General features: G+C 49.7%; 16 protein-coding genes. 13 read left to right on the forward strand and 3 right to left on the reverse strand.

Features of this window, described 5'->3' with window-relative positions; translation table 11 throughout:
• Positions 1-200: 200 nt before the first annotated feature.
• Together IC229_RS26045 and IC229_RS26050 are read left to right on the forward strand one after the other, a co-directional pair.
• Entirely contained in the window at positions 201-3,125 is a 2,925-nt protein-coding gene (locus IC229_RS26045) for a fibronectin type III domain-containing protein (RefSeq protein ID WP_190890449.1), read from the forward strand.
• Positions 3,126-3,283: 158 nt separating this feature from the next.
• Complete coding sequence (locus IC229_RS26050; RefSeq protein WP_190890451.1) at positions 3,284-4,288, forward strand: glycine-rich domain-containing protein; 1,005 nt, start codon at positions 3,284-3,286, stop codon at positions 4,286-4,288.
• Here IC229_RS26050 and IC229_RS26055 read toward each other — a convergent pair.
• The gene (locus IC229_RS26055; protein ID WP_190890453.1) at positions 4,270-4,755 is read right to left on the reverse strand and encodes a DinB family protein; all 486 of its coding nucleotides are present in this window, start codon (positions 4,753-4,755) and stop codon (positions 4,270-4,272) included. The two genes, IC229_RS26050 and IC229_RS26055, sit on opposite strands and share 19 nt — an antisense overlap.
• Positions 4,756-4,873: 118 nt before the next feature.
• Here IC229_RS26055 and IC229_RS26060 point away from each other — a divergent pair, with 118 nt between their 5' ends.
• Entirely contained in the window at positions 4,874-5,749 is an 876-nt protein-coding gene (locus IC229_RS26060; RefSeq protein WP_190890454.1) for an alpha/beta fold hydrolase, read from the forward strand.
• Positions 5,750-5,835: 86 nt separating this feature from the next.
• Here the strand turns inward: IC229_RS26060 and IC229_RS26065 are convergent, their stop codons facing one another.
• A complete protein-coding gene (locus IC229_RS26065; RefSeq protein WP_190890456.1) occupies positions 5,836-6,708 on the reverse strand; it encodes an AraC family transcriptional regulator in 873 nt (290 codons plus the stop codon).
• A gap of 130 nt (positions 6,709-6,838) precedes the next feature.
• On the opposite strand from IC229_RS26065, the gene IC229_RS26070 reads away from it, so the two are divergent.
• The 3 genes from IC229_RS26070 to IC229_RS26080 all read left to right on the forward strand — a co-directional run bounded on the left by IC229_RS26070 (position 6,839) and on the right by IC229_RS26080 (position 12,700).
• Complete coding sequence (locus IC229_RS26070) at positions 6,839-7,723, forward strand: sugar phosphate isomerase/epimerase family protein (protein ID WP_190890458.1); 885 nt, start codon at positions 6,839-6,841, stop codon at positions 7,721-7,723.
• A 70-nt stretch (positions 7,724-7,793) separates the two neighbouring features.
• Positions 7,794-8,906 (forward strand): Gfo/Idh/MocA family protein, encoded by a 1,113-nt coding sequence (locus tag IC229_RS26075; RefSeq protein ID WP_190890459.1) that lies wholly within the window; start codon positions 7,794-7,796, stop codon positions 8,904-8,906.
• Between the two features lie 23 nt (positions 8,907-8,929).
• Entirely contained in the window at positions 8,930-12,700 is a 3,771-nt protein-coding gene (locus IC229_RS26080) for a PVC-type heme-binding CxxCH protein (protein WP_190890461.1), read from the forward strand.
• Between the two features lie 213 nt (positions 12,701-12,913).
• Here IC229_RS26080 and IC229_RS26085 read toward each other — a convergent pair whose 3' ends face one another.
• Entirely contained in the window at positions 12,914-13,870 is a 957-nt protein-coding gene (locus IC229_RS26085) for a nitrilase family protein (RefSeq protein WP_190890463.1), read from the reverse strand.
• Between the two features lie 172 nt (positions 13,871-14,042).
• On the opposite strand from IC229_RS26085, the gene IC229_RS26090 reads away from it, so the two are divergent.
• From IC229_RS26090 to IC229_RS26120, 7 genes are all read left to right on the forward strand, one after another.
• Positions 14,043-15,218, forward strand: coding sequence for a glycosyltransferase (locus tag IC229_RS26090; RefSeq protein ID WP_190890465.1), 1,176 nt, complete (start codon positions 14,043-14,045; stop codon positions 15,216-15,218).
• 169 nt (positions 15,219-15,387) lie between these two features.
• Complete coding sequence (locus IC229_RS26095; protein WP_190890467.1) at positions 15,388-15,984, forward strand: RNA polymerase sigma factor; 597 nt, start codon at positions 15,388-15,390, stop codon at positions 15,982-15,984.
• A gap of 38 nt (positions 15,985-16,022) precedes the next feature.
• The gene (locus tag IC229_RS26100; protein ID WP_190890468.1) at positions 16,023-17,138 is read left to right on the forward strand and encodes a FecR family protein; all 1,116 of its coding nucleotides are present in this window, start codon (positions 16,023-16,025) and stop codon (positions 17,136-17,138) included.
• Between the two features lie 114 nt (positions 17,139-17,252).
• Positions 17,253-20,720 (forward strand): SusC/RagA family TonB-linked outer membrane protein, encoded by a 3,468-nt coding sequence (locus IC229_RS26105; RefSeq protein ID WP_223834203.1) that lies wholly within the window; start codon positions 17,253-17,255, stop codon positions 20,718-20,720.
• 45 nt (positions 20,721-20,765) lie between these two features.
• Complete coding sequence (locus IC229_RS26110; RefSeq protein ID WP_190890472.1) at positions 20,766-22,295, forward strand: SusD/RagB family nutrient-binding outer membrane lipoprotein; 1,530 nt, start codon at positions 20,766-20,768, stop codon at positions 22,293-22,295.
• Between the two features lie 64 nt (positions 22,296-22,359).
• Positions 22,360-23,319, forward strand: a complete 960-nt coding sequence (locus IC229_RS26115; RefSeq protein ID WP_190890473.1) for an amidohydrolase family protein — start codon at positions 22,360-22,362, stop codon at positions 23,317-23,319.
• Entirely contained in the window at positions 23,316-24,083 is a 768-nt protein-coding gene (locus IC229_RS26120) for an HpcH/HpaI aldolase family protein (RefSeq protein ID WP_190890476.1), read from the forward strand. Before IC229_RS26115 ends, IC229_RS26120 begins: the two co-directional genes overlap by 4 nt.
• The last annotated feature ends 22 nt before the right edge of the window (positions 24,084-24,105 follow it).

The raw sequence follows: 24,105 nt of genomic DNA on the forward strand, positions 1-24,105 counted from the left end.
TCGACATGTCGACTTTCCATAATTCACCCCAACGTAACATCCTCATTCTCTTTCTGACCGAGTGGTGAAAACGAGTGGGTTAGTTTCCCTATTCGAGTCAGGCGGTATCCCCCTTTTATGGGATGGTGTCTCTGATTTGGCATGCTGACATTTGGTGCAACGACTATTCAATACCTCATCACACCATTACTCAAATTCCCATGAAGACACCTTTACAAACTACGGCTGTTGGCTTGTGGACAATCAACTATTTAGGTCGATTGCTGGCATTAGGTATCTGGTTAAGTCTATCTGCCCAGGTTGTTTATGCTCAGACCTGCTTTACACCCAGCAATGTTTTTGTGTCGGGAATCACCAGCACGACTGCACAACTTCACTGGACAACCAGCTATTCTTCTGGCACGGGCTTCCGGATTGAGGTGCAAAATCTCAATACCAACACTGTGCAGGTCTTTACGGCTGAAGCACCAACCAACGTAGCAGACATTAGTCCATTGACAGATAATACGCCTTATTTATGCCGTATCCAGACGTATTGCAGCAATGGAGGCATCTCGCCCTTTGTCTCCACTACGTTCACGACGGGCTGCCCTATCCCCCGCAATCCGACGGTCAGCTCCGTCGCTCAAACGACAACCCGACAGCTGCTTACCTGGGAAACACCAACCGATCCCGCTCCACAGAGTTATGAGGTCCAGTATCGAAGTACTGGTAACCAGAACTGGACATCCGTACCTGGAACCACGAACAGCGTTTATCCACTGACTGGCCTTTCACCCAATGTTTCCTATGAGTGGCAGGTACGTAGTCAGTGCAGTTTTGGACCATCGTCGTTTACGGCCGGACCCGCATTTCAGACCGCGTGTAATCGGCCGGGCCTGGTTGAACAAAGTCGGGGTGCTACGTTCATAGCTCTGGAATTGAGCACGCAGGAAACGACGCCCGTTACGTATGAACTCAGTTATCGAGTGCAATCGGGGCCGCCGAGTTACACAACTATACCAGGAATAACGGCTTCGGCTTACAACCTGACTGGATTATTACCAAACACTAACTATGAGGTTCGATTGCGAGCTACCTGCCCGGTGGGAGGCCAATCGGCTTATACAACCCAGGGCTGGACAACCAACGCCTGTCAGCGACCCATAACGCCAATTGCTTCGGCTCCAACTGGTTCTACGGTGCGTTTACAATGGTTTATGCCCGGCGCTAATCCTACGTCGCCGACCGAGATACGGTACAGTACAATCAGTCCGTTATCGTGGTCTACGGTAACAACCAATGCTACGTCGTATACGCTTACCGGTCTGACGCCGGGTACTACGTATCAATGGCAGGTGCGGTCGGTTTGTGCCACAGGGTACGAATCGGTGTGGAACGCCGAAGGAAATAACTTTACAACTACCACACCTACTGCCCCACCGCCCTGTCCGCTACCATCAACCAACCCTTTGTATGGCTCAGGTTCCGACCGATACTGGAATGTATACTGGACAACTGTGTATAACGAACGGTATAATCTTCGATACCGACCTGTTACCAGTCCAGTCAGCTCCTGGACAACGCTGAATCAGGTGAACGCGCAGTACAGTGTTTACATGCTTCGAGGGTTGAAAGCCAGCACGTTGTATGAGTGGCAGGTGCAATCAGAATGTATCGAGACGGGAGGGATATCCGACTGGACGGCTTCGGCTACCTTTACTACCTTGGCCCAGGAGCCTTGTCTGGCCCCAACTAACCTTCGAACGGATTTCGTAACCGACAGACGGGCTAGTCTGCTCTGGAGCGATGGCGGCTATCTGAATGCGGATCGGTATCAGGGGCAATATCGGGTAGCGGGCAGCAACAGTAGCTGGACTTCATTTACGGTAACCGGCGACTTCGGTGGCACACATACGATTCTGAATCTGTCGTCCAGTACGAACTATGAAGTGCAGGTACAGGCAGTTTGCTCGCCGGGATATACCTCCACGCTGACAGCTCCCGTTACGTTCGGTACCCTGGCCCCTATTGTTTGTGCTAATCTTACGCCAACTGGGTTAGCCAACAGTCAGATAACACGTAGCAATGCGCGGTTTACCTGGAACGACATGGTTCCCGGAACTACGGCTGAAACGTATAATTTACGGTATCGACCCATCAATACAAGCAACTGGGTAGGTAACGTAGCGAACTACCCAGGTAATGAATATCCCCCTGTTTTTCAGAATCTCACGCCAAGTACTACGTATGAATGGCAGGTTCAGACAGTTTGCCCGGAAGGTGATCTATCACCCTGGTCGGCGTTGGCGCAGTTTACGACCTCGCTTTGCGAACAACTGATTGAGCCCGCTACGTTGGTTTACAATGAAGGCATGGCCAGGTTACAATGGTCGGGGCAGATTGGTTCGACCACGTATCCGGTTACGGTGCAATACCGTACGAAAAGTCCGGTTGGCTCCTGGATTCCTGTTTCCAATTTCAATAACGGAGATTTCCTGACTGGGTTATCGCCCAACGTAGCGTATGAATGGCAGGCCCGTAACAATTGCAGCAACCCGACTTCTACGTCCGACTGGACGCCCATTCAATCATTCACCGCGTTAGGCTGCATTCCTCCCCCGAACGCTAATCTGGCTGATGGGGGCATTAGTGGAAATGCTGCCTATGCCACTATCCAATGGCGACGGGGTTTTTACTTTCAGGAGCAGACAACATTTAACATGCGCTGGCGGAAACTAGGCACTACTACGTGGCTTACGGCCAGCAATATTACGTCGGGTGGTTTTGGTCAATACATTGGTAATCTGGAAGTAAACGCTACGTATGAGTGGCAGATTCAGACTAATTGTTTGGGTGGCGGTACGTCGGTATTTAGTCAATCCTATATCTTCAGTATCATTCCGGGATTCTATCCGATTGGGAACTTCTACACGGTAAAAAACGGCGACTGGTCTGACTACAGCGTCTGGTCGACAGGACGCGTACCGGAGTTGAGTTTCCCCGGCAATTTTGCCACTCCGGTCGAAATCAGGCATCAAATTACGGTTCCGGCGGGATACCTGGCTCCAGCACGTACTGTCCGATATACCAACGGTGCTCGCTTATTGTTTGGAACTGGTGCCCGAATACTTCTCGGTAACTGACCCTATTGATACGTATTTGTCATGCTGAGATACGAAGCATCTTAAAGCTTCCATATTCTAAAGTGAATAAACATTAAGATGCTTCGTACCTCAGCATGACAAAAATTCAGCAGGATAAAAATAAGTTTAATTAACCCCTAAAAACCGAGTTTAACATCATGAGCAACCGACTGTTTTACATCGGCTTATTGCTAACACTGATTCACTGTGGCGTAAATGCCCAAACGCCCTGGGCGTTGAAACCGTATGCCATTACGTTGCCCCGCGTCACTACCGCTCAGCAGAGCTCAACCGCAACTGTACCGCAACAGGCTGGTAATATTGTCTATAATACAGAACAACAGGCCGTTGCGGTGCATAATGGAATAAGCTGGGGGTATCTGGGCGGAGGTGATACAGGCGAGTTTAAAAAGTCTGCTATATTTTATAATATTAATAGCCCGTCCCTGTATTTCTGGACTGTTCCAAACGGAGTAAATCAGGTCCTAATTGAAGCTTGGGGAGCAGGAGCTGGAGGAAATATTTATACAAATTTGGGAAATGGCACTATAACTTGTAAAGGTGGTGGAGGTGGCGGATACATTAGCCAACTCGTCAATGTATCACCAGCAACTTCATTGACAGTTCAGGTAAGCGGAGGGGGACGAGGAGCTGCTGGCAATGGTGTTACTGCTCTGAGCAATAGTGGGGGTGGTAATACATTTATTCGAATTGGTACAGATGGAATTAGTTACATAGATGTTGGTGGGGGAGAAGTTAATGGCGCTGGAGGGTACAGAGGAGGTATTTCATCCAATATCTTAACGAATGTAACAGGTCAGCGTGGTCAGGATCTGGTTATGGCCTATGAGCCACGTGGAAGTACTGACCACGTTTTAAATTTAAAGTTGGGCAACGGAGGTAGTGCTTATGGAACCATGCCGGGGGGATATGGTGGTCAGGTAACTACGCTAAACGGCGGATCAGTCTTGTATCAAGTAGCCGCTACTGACGGAAATTTTCCAGGAGGAGGGGGCGGATGCGGCTACAATTATGGGGAAAAGGAGCTGATGGGCTGGTTATCATTCGCTGGAAATAATAACCAGACCATTTGTGGTAACGATAAGTGCAAAATGATTCACTCATCGTTCATCACTTATCGTTACTACCATCCCATCGGTTGATCTTCCGTTCGTAAGGTTCCGCCTATCTTCAGAATTGTGAAAAAGTGATGCGCTTCATGGAGCAGAAAAAATTCGGCCCAGCCTTCCACTGTCATCGGGCCAAAGGCCGGGTGCAGGCCAACGCTTACTAATTGTTCTTCTCGTAAAATACTCAGAAAGGCATTCAGTGCCGCGCGTTCGTGCTGCATTCGCTCGGTCAGGGTTTGAAACGACAGCCGCGTCCATTCAGCAAAATCGGAGTCGTTATCGGCAACGTAACGGTCGAAACGTGGTGTTACGTTACTGATAATCTGTTGAATCCGATCCAGAAAAACTTCCTGATAACGACCCAGATGCGCCAGATTTTCAAAGATTGACCATTTATCTGATTGGGGCCGTTGCTGGATTTGGTCTTCGGTGAGGCCGAATAACAAATGGTTCAGGGCATGTGGTTGTTCAGCCAGGCGGGAGAGTAACGATTGTTTCATGGCCCAATAATCGACTAATCTCTATAACAATCAAATCACAAAACCATAACAAACCATTTGGCGTATGTAGAGTTGTCTATAAGTTAACTCGAGTAAAAACAATAAACCAAATTACGTTATGAGCTATATCAAAGCAGGCACTGATGCCTCAGGCAATGACATCAAATTATTTTATCAGGATCTAGGCACCGGCAATCCTGTGGTACTCATTCACGGCTGGCCCCTCAGCCACGAAATGTGGGATTATCAACTGGCCGAATTACCAGCACATGGGATACGTGTAGTGGCTTACGACCGGCGCGGATTCGGTAAATCGACGCAGACCTGGGATGGCTACGATTATGATACGTTAGCCGACGATCTGAAAGCCGTTCTCGATGAACTGAATTTACAGAACGTAACGCTGGTTGGTTTCTCGATGGGCGGTGGCGAAGTTGCTCGTTACATGAGCCGTCATGGTGGCGCGCGTGTGGCGAAAGTGGCTTTTATCAGTGCTGTAACGCCCTATTTGCTGAAAACCGAAGATAATCCCGACGGTGTCGATAAGGAAGTATTCGACGAAATTACCGAGAACATCAAGAAAGACCGGGCTGATTTTCTGCAAACTTTCGGTAAACAATTCTATGGTGTCAGTCTGATCAGCCAGCCCGTTAGTCAGGCCCACCTCAATGGTGACTTTGCCCGTGCCTACGTAGCATCGCACAAGGCTACTCTTGACTGCGCTAACTCCTTCTCAACCACTGATTTCCGGGATGATTTGACGCAAATTAACGTACCGACGCTCATTATTCATGGTGATTCCGATAAAACCGTACCCATCGAAGCGTCGGGCGAACGGACGGCTGATGCCCTGCCCAATGCTACGTATATTGTATATGAAGGCGCACCACACGGCTTGTTTGTAACCGAAAAAGATCGGCTCAACGAAGACCTGCTCACCTTTATTAAAGAAGGCGTATCAGTTCGTGAACCAGCCAGCACGGTAACGTATTAGTTGTAGAGACAAGGCTTGCCTTGTCTCATTTCCGGATGGTTATTGCTGACGCATAGGAGACAAGGCATGCCTTGTCTCTACTCCATTTACAGCTCCCGATACGTCTTTACGTAGGTCGAAGGGGTTTGGCCAGTTATGTCTTTGAACTGGCGATTGAAATTCGAGAGTGTACGGAAACCGCTTTCCAGGCTGATTTGGGTAATATTCAGCTTCCCAATCATCAACAGCTTACAGGCATGGCCGATACGTACCTCCGACACAAATTCAGAGAACGTTTTATTCGCCCGAGTCTTAAAATATCGGCAAAAAGCGGGTGGCGTCATGCCGGCCAGATCGGCGATAGTGTCTAAACTGAGGTCGTCCGGGAAATGCTCCAGTACGTAATCGTGTACCAACTGCATCCGATCTGTTTCGGAAGGTTTCACCGTGTTGGTATACCCCGAACTCGTCAGAAAACGGTAGTCTGATGCATGTGACAACGTATTGAGTAGCGAGAGTAAACTAAGCACGCGCTCAAAGTCGGCGGTTTGTTTTGTCAGATTACGTAGCGATCGTTCAGTTTGTCTACGAGTTTCACCAGTCCATTCCAGCCCTTGTCGGGCGTTATGAAGCAACTGCCGCACCAGCGTCATTTCCTGTTTATTGAAGAAGTCGCTTCCCAGAAAATCTTCGGCGAAATAAACTACAATGCCTTTAGTTATCAGGCCCGAAAATTTATCGAAATAAGCCTGATCACTACGCCAGAGATGCGGTAAATTGGGCCCTAGGAAAACCAGATCGCCAGGACCGAACGGTTTGATCGAGTCGCCGATAAATCGCATACCCGTCCCTTCTTCGACCAGAAATAACTGATAATGGGGATGGAAATGCCAGTTTGGGTCGAAGTTAGGCTCTGTCAGTTCTTTAACAATGAACGAAGCCGCAACGGGTTCGATATCTTTGCGTAAAGGCGGTCTCATTGTTTTTATTTAACGTAATCTTGGCCAAAAATAGAAGTTTTACGTAAAAATACAGTCGGTATTCATTAATAAAAGCTATACCTTGTGTTTAGTTACTAGTTAAGTTTGTGTAATTTTTTAGAGACGTAATATGAATAAGATAGGAATGAATCTGTTTGTCTGGACATCGTCGATGGACGAAGACTTGTCTGAAACCTTAGCGTTTCTGAAAGACAGCGGATTCGATTTTGTGGAAGTACCCATCAGCGAACCGAACGATACGCCGAACCTCGCTAAATGGCAACGTATCGGGCAACAACTGAAAGCATTGGATTTGGGCGTGCAAACGTGTACAATCTGTAGTCATGACGTCAGCCTCATCAGCCCCGACGAAACTACGCGACGGGCGGGTGTTACGTACCTGAAAAAGATTATCGATTGCTCCGCAGCCGTTGGCTCCCACATTCTGATGGGACCGATGTATGCTGGTTTCAAGACGTTTACAGGTAAACCTGCCACCGAACAGGAATGGAATTGGTCGGTAGAAGGGATGCGCGAAGTGGCCGAATACGCACAGTCGAAAGACGTAGTACTGGCCATCGAATACCTCAATCGGTTCGAAACGTACCTACTTACGTGCGTCGATGAACTCGTTCGTTACGTTGAAGCGGTCAATCATCCGAATTGCCGGGCCGCTTTCGATACGTTCCACGCCAATATGGAAGAGAAGAACGTAGCGGAGGCCATCAGGAACGTAGCGCCGTATCTGGTTCATGTTCAGATTTCGGAAAATGACCGTTCTACCCCTGGCAAAGGCCATATCCAGTTCGATGAGGTATTTGCTACGCTGCAGGAAGTTGGTTACGAAGGCCCGATTGCTATTGAAGCCTTCGGTCCGAACCCGCCCGATCTGGCGGCCGCCACGCATATTTTCCGGCCCATGTTTACCTCCCCTGAACAACTGGCGGTAGATGGACTGGCGTTTATAAAGAGCGAAATGGTAAAAGAGCGAAAGAGCGCGTTGCTCTCGTCGTAATATCACTCTTTTGCTCCGGTTCAACGTTCCGATTCACTCTTTCATTTTTTCGCTCTTTCACTCTTTAAATATGATCAACGTCGCCATTGTGGGCCTGGGTTTTGGGGCCGAATTCATTCCAATTTATCAGCGTTATCCGAACGCTAACATGTACGCCATCTGCCAGCGTAACGTCGAAAGTCTGAACAAGATTGGTGACGCATATGGCATTGAAAAACGCTACAGCAGCTATGATGAATTACTAGCTGACCCGAACGTTGATGCTGTTCACATCAATTCGCCGATTCCGAACCATGCCGAACAGAGCATCAAAGCGTTACGTGCCGGTAAGCACGTAGCATGCACGGTGCCGATGGCCACTACGGTTGAGGAATGCCTGGAAATTGTGAAGGCTACCAAAGAATCGGGCAAGAAATACATGATGATGGAAACCGTGGTGTATAGCCGTGAATTTCTGTTCGTCAAGGAGTTATACGAAAAAGGTGAACTGGGTAAAGTACAGTTTCTGAAAGCCAGCCACCAGCAGGACATGGACGGATGGCCTGATTACTGGCCTGGTCTGCCGCCTATGCACTACGCTACGCACTGCGTTGGGCCGGTTGCCGGGTTGCTCAAACTGGAAGCTGAATACGTATCATGCTTTGGGTCGGGCACTATTCGCGAAGAACTGGCGAAAATTCATAACTCGCCGTTTGCCGTAGAGTCAGCGCATATCAAGTTCAAAAACAGCGATTTATCGGCATACGTGTATCGGTCGTTGTTCGACGTAGCACGGCAGTATCGGGAGAGCTTCGAGGTGTACGGTGATAAAAAGTCGTTTGAGTGGCAACTAATTGAAGACGAACAACCGGTAATTCACACGGCTAAAAAACCAGAGCCGGAAATTCCTGAAAAAGTTACCGTTCCCGATTACGCGCATTATCTGCCGGAAGAAATTCAGCGCTTCACGACCAAAGGCGTGTATGATGCCGATGAAACACAGCACCTTTCGTTCACGCAGGGTGGGGGCCACGGTGGGTCGCACCCGCATATGGTGCATGAGTTTGTGTCAGCTCTTGTTGAAAACCGCGACCCATTCCCGAATGCGGCTCAGTCGGCCAATTGGACCAGCGTGGGTATTCTGGCGCACGAGTCGGCGCTTCAGGGTGGAAAATTGATTGAATTGCCCGATTTTAACCTTTAATAAACACGGTCGTTTGTAAGGCCATGAAAAAACTACTCACTCTCATTGGGTTAGCCGCCCTTTTTGCTCAGTGCGCCCGCCTGTCGGGCACGCAAACGACCGTCCGGCAGGAGTCGACGCGGGCTCGCCGGACCGAAATCCTGTTTTTGGGTGATAACGGTCATCACCGGCCCATCGAGCGGGTACCGCAACTCATGGCTGCGCTGGGAAACCGGGGCATCAATATTACGTACACCGATAAGTTGGAAGACCTCAACGCCGACAATCTGAATAAATACGACGGCCTGTTGATTTACGCCAACTGGGACAGCCTGCCGAAGCCGCAGGAAAAAGCGCTGCTCGACTACGTATCGTCGGGTCATGGCGTGATTCCGGTTCACTGTGCGTCGTACTGCTTCCGCAATTCGACCGAATACGTCGATAAAGTGGTTGGCGGTCAGTTCTGGCGGCACAAAATGGATACCATCCAGACGCGCTTTACCCAGCCTGAAAATGCGCTGGTAATGGGTTTGCAGTCGTTCAAAGCCTTCGACGAAACGTACCTGCACACTCATCTTCAGGAAGATAACAACGTTCTGGCCGTCCGCGAAATCAAAGCCAACCAACGGCAGGATCGCCCCGACAAGAATGAAGAACCTTATACCTGGACCCGGACTTACGGAAAAGGCCGCGTTTTTTACACGGCTTACGGCCACGACGAACGTACCTGGAGCCAGCCCGGTTTTCAGCAGTTGCTGGAGCGCGGCATTCTCTGGGCTGTGGGTGATAAAGTCAAAAAACTGCACGACGACTTGAATCCGCAGCCGTTTGCGTATCATGAAGCCAACCTGCCGAACTATGAAAAACGGCCCGGCGCGCAAATGCAGCAGGAGCCGCTGTCGCCCGAAGAGTCGATGAAGCACATTCAGGTGCCGGTCGATTTTACGCTCGAACTGTTTGCCCACGAACCCAACGTATTGCACCCCATCGCGATGGCCTGGGATGAGCGCGGACGCCTGTTTGTGCTGATTACCAAGGATTACCCTAATGAACGTAAGACGGGAGGTGGATCGGACTACATCGTCATCTGCGAGGATACCGACAAAGATGGCAAAGCCGATAAGTTTACCAATTTTGCCGAAGGACTCAGTATTCCGACAGGGATGGCGTTTGGAAATGGTGGCCTCTACGTATCACAGGCACCACACATGCTGTTTTTGCAGGATACCAACGGCGACGATCGGGCTGATTTAACGAGAATTCTGTTTTCTGGATTCGGTACGTTCGATACGCACGCGGGACCGAGCAACCTGCACTACGGTTTCGACAACTGGATTTGGGGCAGCGTTGGTTACTCAGGTTTCAAAGGTAAAGTTGGAGCCGATAGCGTTAAGTTCGGGCAGGGCTTTTTTCGATTTAGACCCGATGGTTCTGAGCTACAGCACGTAACGGGTACATCAAATAACACCTGGGGGCTGGGCTTTACCGAAACCGGCGATATTTTCGGCTCGACGGCCAACAATTCGCACGGCTGGTACATGGCCATTCCGAACCAGTATTTCCACGGAGCACCGCACATTCGCGAGAATGGTAGCCGTAGCACCGACACACACAAAGACATGAAACCCATCACCGAGAAAGTTCGGCAGGTGGACGTATTTGGTGGATTTACAGCGGCCGCTGGTCATAACTTTTACACCGCCCGCGCTTTCCCCCGAAAATACTGGAACAACGTAGCGTTTGTGTCCGAGCCAACGGGGCACATCGTTCACCAGAACGTAATGCAGAAAAACGGAACCGATTTTGCCGATGGCGAAGGCTTCAACCTGATAGCTGGTGCCGATGAATGGTTTTCACCTGTCTTTGCCGAAGTTGGTCCCGACGGAGCTGTCTGGGTGGTCGACTGGTACAGTTACATCATTCAGCACAACCCGACGCCTAAAGGTGCTACGAATGGATCAGGTAACGCTTACGAAACTCCGCTACGTGATTTTACGCACGGTCGGATTTACCGTGTTGGCTACAAGGGCGCACCGGCTTATTCGCCCATGTCGTTGAGCAAAGAGCAGCCTAACCAATTGGTAGCTGCTCTGAAAAATTCGAATATGTTCTGGCGCATGACTGCCCAGCGGTTGCTTGTCGACCGTAACAACAAGGACGTAGTACCGCAACTGCTGGAACTCCTAAACGATCCGTCGCTCGATGAAATTGGTAATGCGCCGGGTGTCCTCCACGCCCTCTGGACACTGCACGGCTTGGGTGCCTTAACTGATCCGAACGTATCGGCAGCCGTTACGAAAGTGCTGCATCATCCGGCACCGGCAGTACGTCGGGCTGTAATTCGGATATTGCCGACGGATAAAGATGGCTGGATTGCAAAGTATATTTTCCGGGAGAAACTGCTGGAAGATAAAGAGCCTTTGGTTGTTCTGGAAGCCCTGTTAGCTCTGTCGAAATCGTCGCTGGAACGACCAGAACAAGAAGCAATTCTTGCTCAACTTCAGAGCAATAACTACGTTAGTGATCGCTGGATACCCGAAGCGTATGCCTTGTTATTAAGCGGTGACGATGGCGAACTACTTAAAACATACATGGCTGAACTGGCGAAGAAAGGCCCATCTCCGTCATCGTCCATGCAGCACGACATGAGCGCTCATAATCATGGTGAACAACAGGCTACTACGTCGAACACGAATAACTCCCAATCTTCCTCGGGCAATCAACCTGATCTGATTGTGGCAGCCATTCGCACAACGCCAGCTTCACCAGCGGTTCGCGAAAGAGCGCAGTTGTTTGTCGACGTGAAAAATGCTGGTGGAGTAGCCATTCCAGCCGGAACGCCGATTCCGCTGTCGGTACGTGTTGAAGGACCTTCGGGACCGGGTGAAAAGGCTAAAATTGATTTTGTGAGCGTAACGCACGAGTCGGGTATTGCCCCCGGTGAAACGGTAACCATCACTAAGTCGAACAACGGTCCCTGGGTGGGTGACATGGGTGTTTCGTTTGAAAAAGCCGGTCAGTACACCATTACGGCCATGCTCGACCGGGAGAACAAAATTGCAGAAGGCAACGAACAAAACAACGTAGCAACCCACAAATTAACGTATCGCGGTCCGCAGAGCCTGGCCACTTACGCACTTGAGCGCGCAACCCGCAGCTACGTATCAGTAGCTCCGGTCGATTCAGTAGTTGCGCTGCTACGTTGGGCGCAGAAACTTCCTTCTACCGAAAGCGAGGCTCTTGTGAAGGGCGTTACGGAGGGCTGGAACATGAAACAGAAATCCGACGTAGCAGAAGCCAACAAGACGTTCCTGGTAAGTCTGAGTAACAGCGTATCAACCGACAACCGCGAGCGGCTGGCCCGACTTTATGAAGTTTGGGGTATGAAAAAAGCTGAGCCCGAAGATCCGAACGTGGAGGTGGTACGTATGAAAACCGTTCGGGAGGAGATGCGTTTCGATAAAAAAGAATTTACCGTAACGGCGGGCAAGCAGATTGAAATTGTACTGGAAAATCCCGATGCCATGCAGCATAACCTTGTCATCGGGAAACCACGTAGCATGGACACTATCGGCGCGGCTGCTGACAAAATGATTACGGCAAAAGACGGTGCTGAGAAAAACTACGTACCGTCGATTTCGCAGGTCATTGTCGCTACGCCACTAATCAACCCCGACCAGACATACCGCCTGAAATTTACGGCACCAACTACCCCCGGCGATTATCCGTACGTCTGTACGTTCCCCGGCCACTGGCGCATTATGAATGGCGTTATGAAAGTTGTGAAAGCTGGGCAGGCTATGAATATGAAGTAATTGGCTAAAGCTGTGATTTTACTATTAATGAATAAAGAAAAACCGGCCTGATGCCGGTTTTTCCTTGTGTGAAAAGAATCTATTATCTGTGCTTGTCATGCTGACGAAGGAAGCATCTTAAAGCGTCTAAATCTGAGAATAAGGATATCTTAAGATGCTTCCTTCGTCAGCATGACAAAAACGCTTCTATGACTCATTCATTAATTCGTAATGCTACTGAGCATTCGAATTCAACCAGACGACTTTCTGTTCTGGCGTATGCTCCTGACCAATAATATCTCGATACAAATCCGGGCGTCTGGCTTTTCGGTAACGGTAGCCGCCTGCTTGCTGCAACTTTGCGGGTGTAAAGGTTGCTACGGCGATGTCGTTACCCAGTTCGCGGCATTCAGCGATGACGTCGCCAAATGGGTCAATAATCATGGAGCAGCCATTTTTTAACTGGTCGTCGTCCATGCCAATTGGATTGGAAAACACGGCGTAGATTCCGTTGTCGTAAGCGCGGGCAGGCAGCCATTTCATAAGCCAGGCCCGTCCTTTCATCCCATCAAATTCCAGACGTAGCGACGTTGGATCGTTTTCCCGGTTTTTCCAGAGTGTAGGGTCGGCAAAACCAGCTCCAGGGCGGGTGGAGGGCGTCAGCATGGTAACGTGTGGCATGAAAATAATATCGGCACCTAGTAGCGCCGTTGCACGTACGTTTTCAACTACGTTGTTGTCGTAGCAGATCAGAATACCACATTTCCAGCCGAACAAGTCGAACACTACGTATTGATCGCCGGGGAGCAGATGCGGGTTAATGAACGGATGCAGCTTCCGGTATTTAGCCACAAGCCCATTTTTATCGACGCATACATACGCTTTGAAAAGCCGATTTTGGTCATCCTTTTCAAACAGGCCCGCCAGAATAGCAATGTCATTTTCCTGAGCAATTTCGGTGAGTCGTTGAATACTTTCGCCTTCGGGAATGCGCTCGGCAATGGCCAGCATCTGCGTTTCTGACAGGTGGCGGGCAAAGGTGTAACCCGTGATAGAACATTCGTGAAAGGCAATAACCTGAGCGCCCTGCCGGGCTGCTTTAGCCGCTAACTGGTTAATCACCTGGAGATTGTAGGCTTTATCTCCGCTGGCATTTTCGAACTGTGCTGTCGCAATCTTAAGATTCTGCATGACTCAGAAGAAGGTGACTAACAAAGGTATGAGAAAAAGAAATGATACGTAGTGGTAAAGGAAGCAAACACGTAGTCAGGCCGTTTTTCGATAACTTTGACCTTTCATTGATTAAAAATCTGGCTTGTGTACGTGAACGCTACGTGCCTGTAGGAGTAACGTAGCGGATATTATGAAACGAATTGTTCTGTTTGATACAATCATTGATGGGCACCATGCTGATTATCTGACTCATCTGATAAATTTCTGGCTTCATCAACGGCCCGAAGGCGAGTTACTTGTTGTTACGCAGGCGTCTTTCGAATCAACATTTCAGCAACTGGTCGACGTAGCGCCAACGGGCGCTGCGGTACGTTTTATCCCAATTCCTCAATCGGAAATTGAGCAAACACATCGGGCGTCGATGCTGGCTCGTGCGTTTAAAGAATGGAATCTGCTACGTCGCTACGTTCATGAATACCAGCCTTCACACGTCCTGCTAATGTATTTCGATATTTTCCAGATGGGGCTATGGCTGGGGCGCAAAGTTCCCTGTAAGGTATCGGGTATTTATTTTCGGCCTGATTTTCACTACAAAACGGTACATGGCGTAAAAGCTCGCCTGAACGTAGTACGGAAAAAACTGACGTTACGTGGAATGCTACGTCGGAATGTACTTACCAATCTGTTCTGTCTCGACCACTCTGTGGTAGCCACGCTTCAGGCCATTGAACCGGGCGTCAACGTAGTACCGCTTCCTGACCCGGTAAAAGCGTATTCGATTCCATCTATAGAAATCGATAAGCTACGTAGCGAACTAAAAATCAAGCCTGAACGTCAGGTGTTTCTTCTCTTTGGATATCTGGATGACCGCAAAGGCATAGAGCCGTTGCTCGAAGCGCTGAAACACCTGAATCCGGCACTGCATTCGCGCATCTGTGTGGTACTAGCGGGCGCGATACGTAGCGATTACCAGCAATCAATTGAGCAGAAAATAGCAGCAATAAGCCCTGTTGTTCAAATCGTCTGTGAGTTCCGTGAAGTACGTGGGCAACGTATTCAGGCCTTTTTCGATCTGGCCGATTATGCGCTGGCGCTGTATCAGCGACACGTGGGAATGGCTTCGGTAATTATCCGGGCGGCTGTGTCAGGCAAACCCGTATTAGCATCAGATTACGGTTACGTCGGCAAAATTGTCGAGCAGGAAAAACTGGGCGCCGTGGTCGATTCGACATCGCCGGAGGCTATCAGCCAACTTCTGGAAAAAGTGCTGACGGAAGGTGTTACGTATTCAGAAGAAAACCTTCAGAAACTGGCTTATCAGAATTCCGACGTCTGTTTCGCCGAGACAATTTTTGATGTCTTGTGAATTAGCTCGCCTAGCCAAAATTCTTATTAGCCCAAAGCTAAAGCGGTGGGCTAATACTTCATTTAGTGTTTGATTCAAGCTATTTTCTAATTTTTTAGAAAAATAATCTTAAAACAGAGGTTAAGTTTTGCTTAAAATCTGCTCATACTAATAAACCCACCGTACCAACATGAGCAGACGGTTACCCCAACGCGAAGCACAGCAACTTTGGCAGGATTATCAGGCGGGCGACATGTATGCCCTGGCGAAGCTCATGCAGGGGTATTATCCCGATCTGTTTCATTGGGGCATGCGGCTGCACGCCGACCGGGAATTTGTGAAAGATTGCATTCAGGAGATGTTTATGAACCTCTGGAAAATGCAGTCGTCGATTCGGTCGGTCGAAAATGTAAGGTCGTATTTGCTGGTGGTGCTCAAAACACGGATTCTGCGCGAGTTATCCAGTAAACAACCAACGTATCAGGCGTCTTTGCCCGACGAATACGCGTTTTCAGTTGAATTTGCCGCTGATGTACGGCTCATTGAGGAAGAGCATGAAATCTATCAGATCCGTCGGCTGGAACATGTCATCAACCACCTGCCCGAGCGCCAGAAAGAACTCATTTACCTTCGGTTTTACCAGAACCTGAATTTTGAGCAGATTGCCGAAGTCATGCAGCTCGGTCGGCAGTCGGTCTATAATTTGCTGCAAAAGTCCCTGAATAGCCTCCGCAAAAACTGGACTGCCAGCCTCCTGGGGTTCATGATTTACTGGCTCAATACGTAGTATCACCGCACACGCGAAACCGAACATTGTAAACGGAGATGAAAAATTACGACTCATACGGGGCTGAGGATTTTATTCAGGATGAAGACTTTCGCGACTGGGTGCAGGGACGTAGCAGTCAGGAGACGTTCTGGCTTTCGTTTCTTCAGCAACATCCTCAGAAACAAGAGGCTTTTCACCTGGCTGAGCGGTTCATTCGGGCGGCTTCTGTTACATCCGACGAAATTGGTGAAGCGGAAATCCGAAAAGAAACTGAACAGTTTCTGGGAAAAGCGGCTGCGTATATACCTCACCGTAAGGTTATCCGCGAGCCAATACGTAGTGCCAGAAAACCATCGACAGCGCGCTATCGGTTAGGTAAACGAGTCGTATTAGCGATGCTGATGGTTGTGTTGGCGGGTTTGAGTTGGTACGTTACCACCGAAAGTCGGACGCAATTGATGCCTCATTTGGCAAAGCGATCGACGGCCAATCAACTGGTTATAACGGCGAATGATAGCCAGCAGCCACTACGTGTGGTTCTGGGTGATAGCTCAGAGGTTTTGCTAAGTCCCAAAAGCCAGCTACGTTATCCCTCACAGTTTGCCGGTGCCACACGGACGGTGTATCTAAAAGGGGAAGCTCAATTTTCGGTAAAGCGTCGTAATCAGCCGTTTATGGTGTATACCGGCGATATGGTGACGAAAGTGCTCGGTACGCGCTTCGTGGTGCGGGCGTTTGATCTTGACAAAAAATTTACGGTACAGGTGCTGTCGGGTAAGGTATCCGTTTACAAGCCTTCACCCAATCAGTCGCCCAACAACAAGGAAGTGAAAGGTCTGATTCTGCACGCCAATCAGGCTGCCATTTTCGAAAAAAGTGATGGTAATCTGACCAAAACGCTGGTGACAAATCCAGCTTTAACGACGCAGGAAGCCGACGAAAATCAATTTGTGTATGATGAAGTAGCGCTACCGCTTATTCTGCGGGAAGTTGAGCTGAGTTACGGCATCCCGATTCAGTTTGACGAACAAAGTTTTGAGACCTGTAAAATCACGGCTACGCTGTCAAATGAGTCGCTCTATGAAAAACTGGACGTATTGTGCAAAGCGGCTTCGGCCAGCTACGAAATCACCGACGGCCAGATTGTGATCACCCGGAAAAGCTATCGATAGAAAGCTCCGGCAGGCTCCGCGCCAACGTAACGTTCCTGAAATCCTATTCCTAACCTTTTAATCAAGACAATACTCATGAAAAAATATCTCCCTAACTACTGTTGGGCTACGATCATGAGGTTTTCACTAACCCAAAGTTTAGTAATGATCTTCGTGGTGGGCGTTTCGTATGCCTATCCGTCAAGTGCGCAGGATTATCTGCGCCGACGCCTGACGCTTCATGCAGATAATCAGGAAATTAAAAAGGTATTGACCGATATCGAGAAAGCTACAGGTGTGCAGTTTGTCTACAGTACGGAGGTGATTGAGCCGAAACAGAAAATCACCATTCAGGCCAATAACGCTACGTTGGAAGAAGTACTGATTCGGTACTTTAAACCCTTGAAAGTGAATTACGAACTAGTCGGGCGAAAGCTGGTTTTATCAGCCATTACTCCCTCGTCTCCCCAAACGGGCATGATCGAATCCATTGAACCCAACCCCACGTTAGCGGCCGATCCTAAACGTGTTGTGTCGGGAAAAGTAACTGACGAAAAAGGAGCTGGGCTTCCAGGGGTGAGTGTACTGATAAAGGGCTCACAACGGGGAACAACGACCAGCTCAGAAGGAACCTTTCAACTTGATGTTCCTGATAGCGGAAATCCGGTGCTGGTGTTCAGTTTTGTCGGCTACGAAACCAAGGAAATGACGGTGGGAAATCAATCGACGTTTCAGGTGTTGATGACACCCGCCGACAAAGCCTTGAGTGAGGTTGTCGTGACGGCGTTAGGTATTAAAAAGCAGGCCAAAAGTATCGGTTACGCTACCTCCACCGTTACGTCGGACCAGATTACGGTGAACCGCACGGCGAATTTTATGAATTCACTTCAGGGGAAAATTCCGGGCGTAAACATTACGTCGCTGGGCACGGGTCCGGCTGGTACGTCTAAAATTCGGATTCGTGGCCAGTCGTCATTTGGAGGCAATAATTCCCCGCTGATTGTGGTCAACGGCGTACCTATCGATAACACCAACTACGGTGCGCGGGGCGACGTATCGGAAAAAGGCAGCAACCGTACGTCCGATGGTGGGGACGGTCTAAGTAGCATCAATCCCGACAATATTGAAACGATGACCGTGCTGAAAGGTGCAGCGGCTTCGGCCTTGTATGGGTCGCGGGCGAAGGACGGCGTTATCATGATTACGACGAAAACCCGAGGAACTGGTTCGGGGATTGGCGTAGAATACAACTCCAACTTCACCAGCGAAACGCCACTCGATTATACGGATTATCAATACGAATACGGGCAGGGCGAAAATGGCGTTCGGCCAACGGCTCCGTTTCCTACGTCGGGGCAGTGGAGTTTTGGCGAGAAATTTCAACCGGGCATGACCCAGATTCTGTTCGATGGTGTAGAGGCTCCCTACGTAGCGCAGCGGAATCAGATTTCGCAATATTACCAGAAAGGCCAAACCTGGACTAATACCGTTAGTCTGTCGTCGGGGGGCGAATTCGGCGGTTTCAACCTGTCCATTTCCAACCTCGACAACCGGCTCATTTTGCCCGGTTCGAGCTATAACCGTAAGACGATCAATTTGGGGTTTACACAGACGCTGGCTAAAAAGCTGACTATTTCAGGAAACATCAATTACTCCAATGAATTCCGGAAAAACCCGCCGAACATCGCCGAACAGGATTATAGCCCGGTGGTAATATTCAGCATGGCGAATTCGATGCCACTTGATTTGCTGGAAAAATACGCGTCGGATGCCAACGGAAACGAGGTTGTCTGGTCGCGGTTTACCAACCGAACCAATCCATATTTCGCTCTGAAACGCTTCGATAACATACGTAACGACCGGATTTTCGGCAACCTGACCGCACGCTACAACTTCACGGACTGGCTCTTCATTCAGGCGCGGGTAGGGCAGGACTATTACTCCCGCGAGCAGGATTACAACCTGCCTACCGGAACCCAGCGTCAACCCGCAGCCCCGGCGGGTTTTGTGAACGGGCAGTATACGCAGGACTCCCGGATGGTTCGTGAACTCAATACAGACTTCCTGATTGGAGCAAATCGCACCTTCGGGCCAATTGGGGTGAACCTGAATGCGGGCGGCAACCAGATGTACCGACGTATCAGTCGGCACAACGTATTTGTGCAGGATTTTTACACCCGTGGCCTTTACACCATCGGCAATGGTCGCCAGCGCGACGCTACGTATGAATTCTCAGAGCGGCAGGTAAACTCGCTGTATGGCTCTGCCGAAGTATCGTACAAAGACTTTCTATTTTTAAACGGAACGGTACGTAACGATTGGTTCTCAACCCTTTCCCCCGCAAACCGGAGCATTTTATATCCATCTGTTACGGCCAGCTTCGTGCTGTCGCAGGCATTTGCGCAGAGCTTGCCAAACTGGATTTCGTTCGCAAAAATCCGTGCTGCCTATGCCGAAGTAGGTAGTGATACCGATGTGCAGCCCTATTCTAATAATCTCTTCTACGGCATCAACGCCCAGCAGTTTCCATCGCCCAGCGGTGCCGCTCAGCCATTGGCAACCATCAGCGGCTCTACAGTTCCTAACGCCAATTTAAAACCTATGCGGGTTTCGGAAAAAGAGTTTGGGCTGGAGTTGAAACTCTTCAACAACCGGATCGGCCTGGATTTTACGTACTACGACAAACTCTCGTCGGACCAGATTCTGCGAGCGCAGACTTCAGATGCGGGAGGTTACCTGTCGCAGTTAATCAACGTAGGACAAAGTCGGAACCAGGGACTGGAAATGCTGGTGACCTTTTCTCCCCTGAAAACGCCTAATTTTCTCTGGGACGTTAACCTGAATGCGGCTTACAACAAAACAAAAGTGCTTGACTTGGGCCCCAGTGTCGCCGACAACATGATCACCGTCGGAACGGGCGAATTTACCGGGGAACTGCGTCAGGTAGTAGGCCAGCCAATGGGCCAGCTCTACGGCTTTGGTTATCTGAGAGATGCGCAGGGACGTCAGGTGTTCGATGCTGGTAACGGACGGCCATTACGTACTGCGACTCAGATTCCATTTGGAAGTGCGTTGCCACTTTGGGTAGGAGGTATTACCAACAGCTTCACGTACAAAGGCATCAGTTTATCGTTCCTGATTGATTTCAAATTAGGTGGCAAAATGATTTCGGGTACTAACCACAATGCATGGCGGCACGGTCTCCATAAGGCAACGCTAATTGGTCGGGCCGAAAATTTCGTGATCGGCGATGGTGTCAATCCGAACGGAGAAGTAAACAAAACGAAATCAGGTGTACAGGCTTATTACGAAACGGTACGTTCGCAGAACATCGCCGAAGAGTTTGTGTATGACGCTGGTCTGTGGCAGTTGCGCCAGATCACCATCGGCTACGATTTCTCGAAGTTTCTGCCGTCTACGATTCCGTTCATTAAAGGTATACGGTTGAATGCCGTGGCTAACAACGTAGCAGTTATCAAGAAATGGGTTCCCAATATTCACCCCGAGCAGTTTGGTTTTCCTTCGGATAATTTGATCGGTCTGGAAGCCACTGGTTTGCCCATTACACGTAGCATCGGATTCAATCTGAACGTCAAATTTTAATAGCATCCCGGCAGATTATTTTGTGAATCTCCAAAACAGACTATCATGAAAACCTTCAATAAATACCTTTCTGTAGGTGTGCTGAGTGCTTTTCTGCTAAGCTCCTGCGACAAAGGCTTCGACCAGATGAACGTCAACCCGATAGCCCTGACGGCTGTTGATCCTGGCTTTCAGTTGAATACGGCTATTGTGAACAGTGCCCCCGCTTACGGGAATCTGAGCTACGAAACTACGATTGTAAAACAGATGATTACGCCTTTTAGTGGGCAGGGCTCGGCGGCCAATTTCAATCAGGATAACCGAAGTGTAGCGGCTGGCAACTGGAATTCGTATTATCAGACCAACATTAAGGAACTAACGGACGTAATCACCAAAACCAAATCAGATGCGGCACGTAGTAACCTGTATAACATGGCTCGAATCTGGCGGGCGTATACGTTCATGCTCCTGACCGATACGTATGGCGACATACCCTACACCCAGGCCGGAAAAAGCTATCTGGAAGGCGTCGTAACGCCCGTGTACGATACGCAGGAGTCAGTTTACACAGACATTCTGGCCGAACTGGATGGAGCTTCGGCGGCAATGGATGCTGCAAAAGCGAAGGTTGCCACCGACATAATGTACGATGGCGACGTGGTGAAATGGAAGCGAATGGGTTACTCGTTGTTGCTACGTGCCGCCATGCGACTCTCAAAAGTAAACCCGACCAAAGCGGCCGAATACGTAACGAAAGCCGTTGCGGGTGGCCTGATGCAGTCGAACGACGACAATGCGATCATCCGGCATACGGCCAGTTTCACGAACCCTATTGGTTCTCAGCTAAATGGGGGTCAGTCGGCGTTCTTTTACCTGGCCGACGATTTTGTTAAATACCTGAGCCAAAACAACGACCCACGACTGGCTTCCATTGCCGTTCGCTACGTTGGTGCAACCAGTGGCGCACAGCAGGTCGAGTCCAGAGCCAACCGCACGCCAGCCGCTCAGATTGGCGCACCTTTGGGCTACGATAACACAACTATCAGCTCAGCCGTAACGGCGAGTAAATTAGCCAGCCTATGGGATTACAGCCAACTCGACCGCACTCGGATGGCTAGCCTACTTGCGCCAAGTTTTCTCGTTACGTATGCCCAAACGCAACTCTTGTTGTCCGAAGCTGTATTTCGGAAATGGGCAACCGGCGATGCGGCTGCTTTATTCTCCAACGGTATCCGGTCGCACATGCGGCAATTTGCCAGTTACGGGGCCAGTACAGCTATTGCCGATGCCGCCATCAATACCTACGTAACGGCCAACCCGCTTACGGCGGGGAAAGAACTGGAGCAAATCAACACGCAGTATTGGGTGGCTTCGTTCTTGATCGGCCCCGAAACCTGGGCGAATTTCCGACGTAGCGGTTTCCCGGTTCTGACGCCAAATCCATACCCCGGCAGCGACCTGAAAACCGAGCCGTTCATCCGCCGACTGACCTATACGGACGCTGAATTGAACGTCAACAAAACGAATGTGCAGCAGGCAATCAGCCGTCAGGGCCCCAATTTATTAGACACCCGCATTTGGTGGGATAAGAAGTAAAAATTGGCGGGGGAAATGCCTCATCAACTTGGTTACGTAGCGGGTTTAGACTATTTTTTGTTTCATGAAAATTGACAGGAATGGTAACAACAGGAGACGCAACGGAATGACAACCCGGCGCGAACTTCTTGGTTCTCTGACAGGATTGGGACTTGCACAGGTCTGTTTTGGTGGATCTCTGAATCAGGAAAAGCTGTTAGCCTACGGTCCCGCTGAACCAGTTATCGAGTGGAATGCGCACATTTTCAGTCCCGATCTGAGCCGTTTTCCGTTTCATCCCAAGGCTGTTTATAAACCGGATGTGTCTAAACAACCTGCCGATCCCCTGGCTGCGTATCTGCAACGACTTAACGATGAAAAAATCGACCGGGCGGTTATCGTCCATCCCGAACCCTATGGTGACGACCACGCATTGATTCTCGATTGCCTCCGACGCGAGCCTAACCGGTTGAGAGGAACGACTTTATATTTCCCGAACGACACCGAATCGCCCCGGAAGCTGGCTGCATTGGTGCGGCAGGAGCCTCGCATCGTCTCTACCCGCTTTCATGCCCATCGGGGTAAAGAAATGTACTTGAATACATTTGCCGACTCAGGTGTGCGGGCGCTGTGGAAGCAGGCGGTTGACCTCAATCTGGTGATTGAATTGCACATTGGGCCCAATTATGCGCGTCAGGCCGGGCAGGCTATTGCGGCATTTCCCGGTTGTAAAGTCCTGATCGATCACCTGGCTGAACCGCAAATGGGAACAGGGCCCGAATATGCCGATGTGTTAGAGCTAGCCCGGTTTCCTAATGTATTTATGAAGCTATCCGGACTGGGACATTTTGCCAATGACGAACCCTATTTTGAGAGTGCTAGACCTTTTACACGTCGGGTAATCAAGGAGTTTGGCCCGGAACGGGTAGTTTGGGGAAGTGATTCACCATCTATTGTTGAGAAACATATGGCTGAGTATTCCGAGACAGATCGTGCTAAGGTGAAGGGCGGAAATCTCCGTAAGTTGCTAAATTGGGCGGTATGAAAAATCTAAAAAAACGACTCCAACAAGGAGAAACCCTCAATGGGTGCTGGTTAAATCTGGGAAGTTCGCTTACCGCCGAGATTGTTGGTCAGGCTGGTTTCGACTGGGTGCTGATTGATCTCGAACACGGGGCTGGTTCGGAAAAAGATGCACTCTATCAGCTACAGGCGCTCGCACATACGTCCGTTGGTACGATAGTACGAGTGGAAAGTGCTGAGAGCCAGCGCATTCACCGCGTGCTGGACATGGGCGCCGAAGGGATTATGTGCCCTAAAATCAAGAATCAGGATGATGCGCAGAAAGTAGTGAATGGCCTGCATTACCCGCCACACGGAAATCGGGGAGTGGCGAAAATGGTACGTGCCACAAACTTTGCGCAGAACTTCAACCAGTATTACGAAGCGTCCCGCGATACCATTCTGGGAGTTGTTCAGATTGAAACAAAAGAAGTGCTGAATCATCTGGATGCTGTGGCGAATATGGATGGCGTCGACGTATTGTTCATCGGACCGGCCGATCTGTCGATGGAGTTAGGGATTTTCGGCCAGTTCGACCATCCCCGGTTCAAGGAAGCGCTGCACAAAACTGTGAATGCAGCGAAAAGAGCAGGCAAGGCAACTGGAATTCTGTTTTTCAATCCTGATGATTATAAGACGTATCACGACTTGGGTATTCAACTAATTGCCTGTGGGGCCGATGCTACGTTCGTCGCCGAAGGTGCCCGGAATATGGCGAAAAAGTTGAACGAAGCAAGGTCTAAGTAATGCGGGTGCAAACCCGCAATTA

It is taken from the genome of Spirosoma profusum (genome assembly GCF_014699005.1).
Classification (GTDB): domain Bacteria; phylum Bacteroidota; class Bacteroidia; order Cytophagales; family Spirosomataceae; genus Spirosoma; species Spirosoma profusum.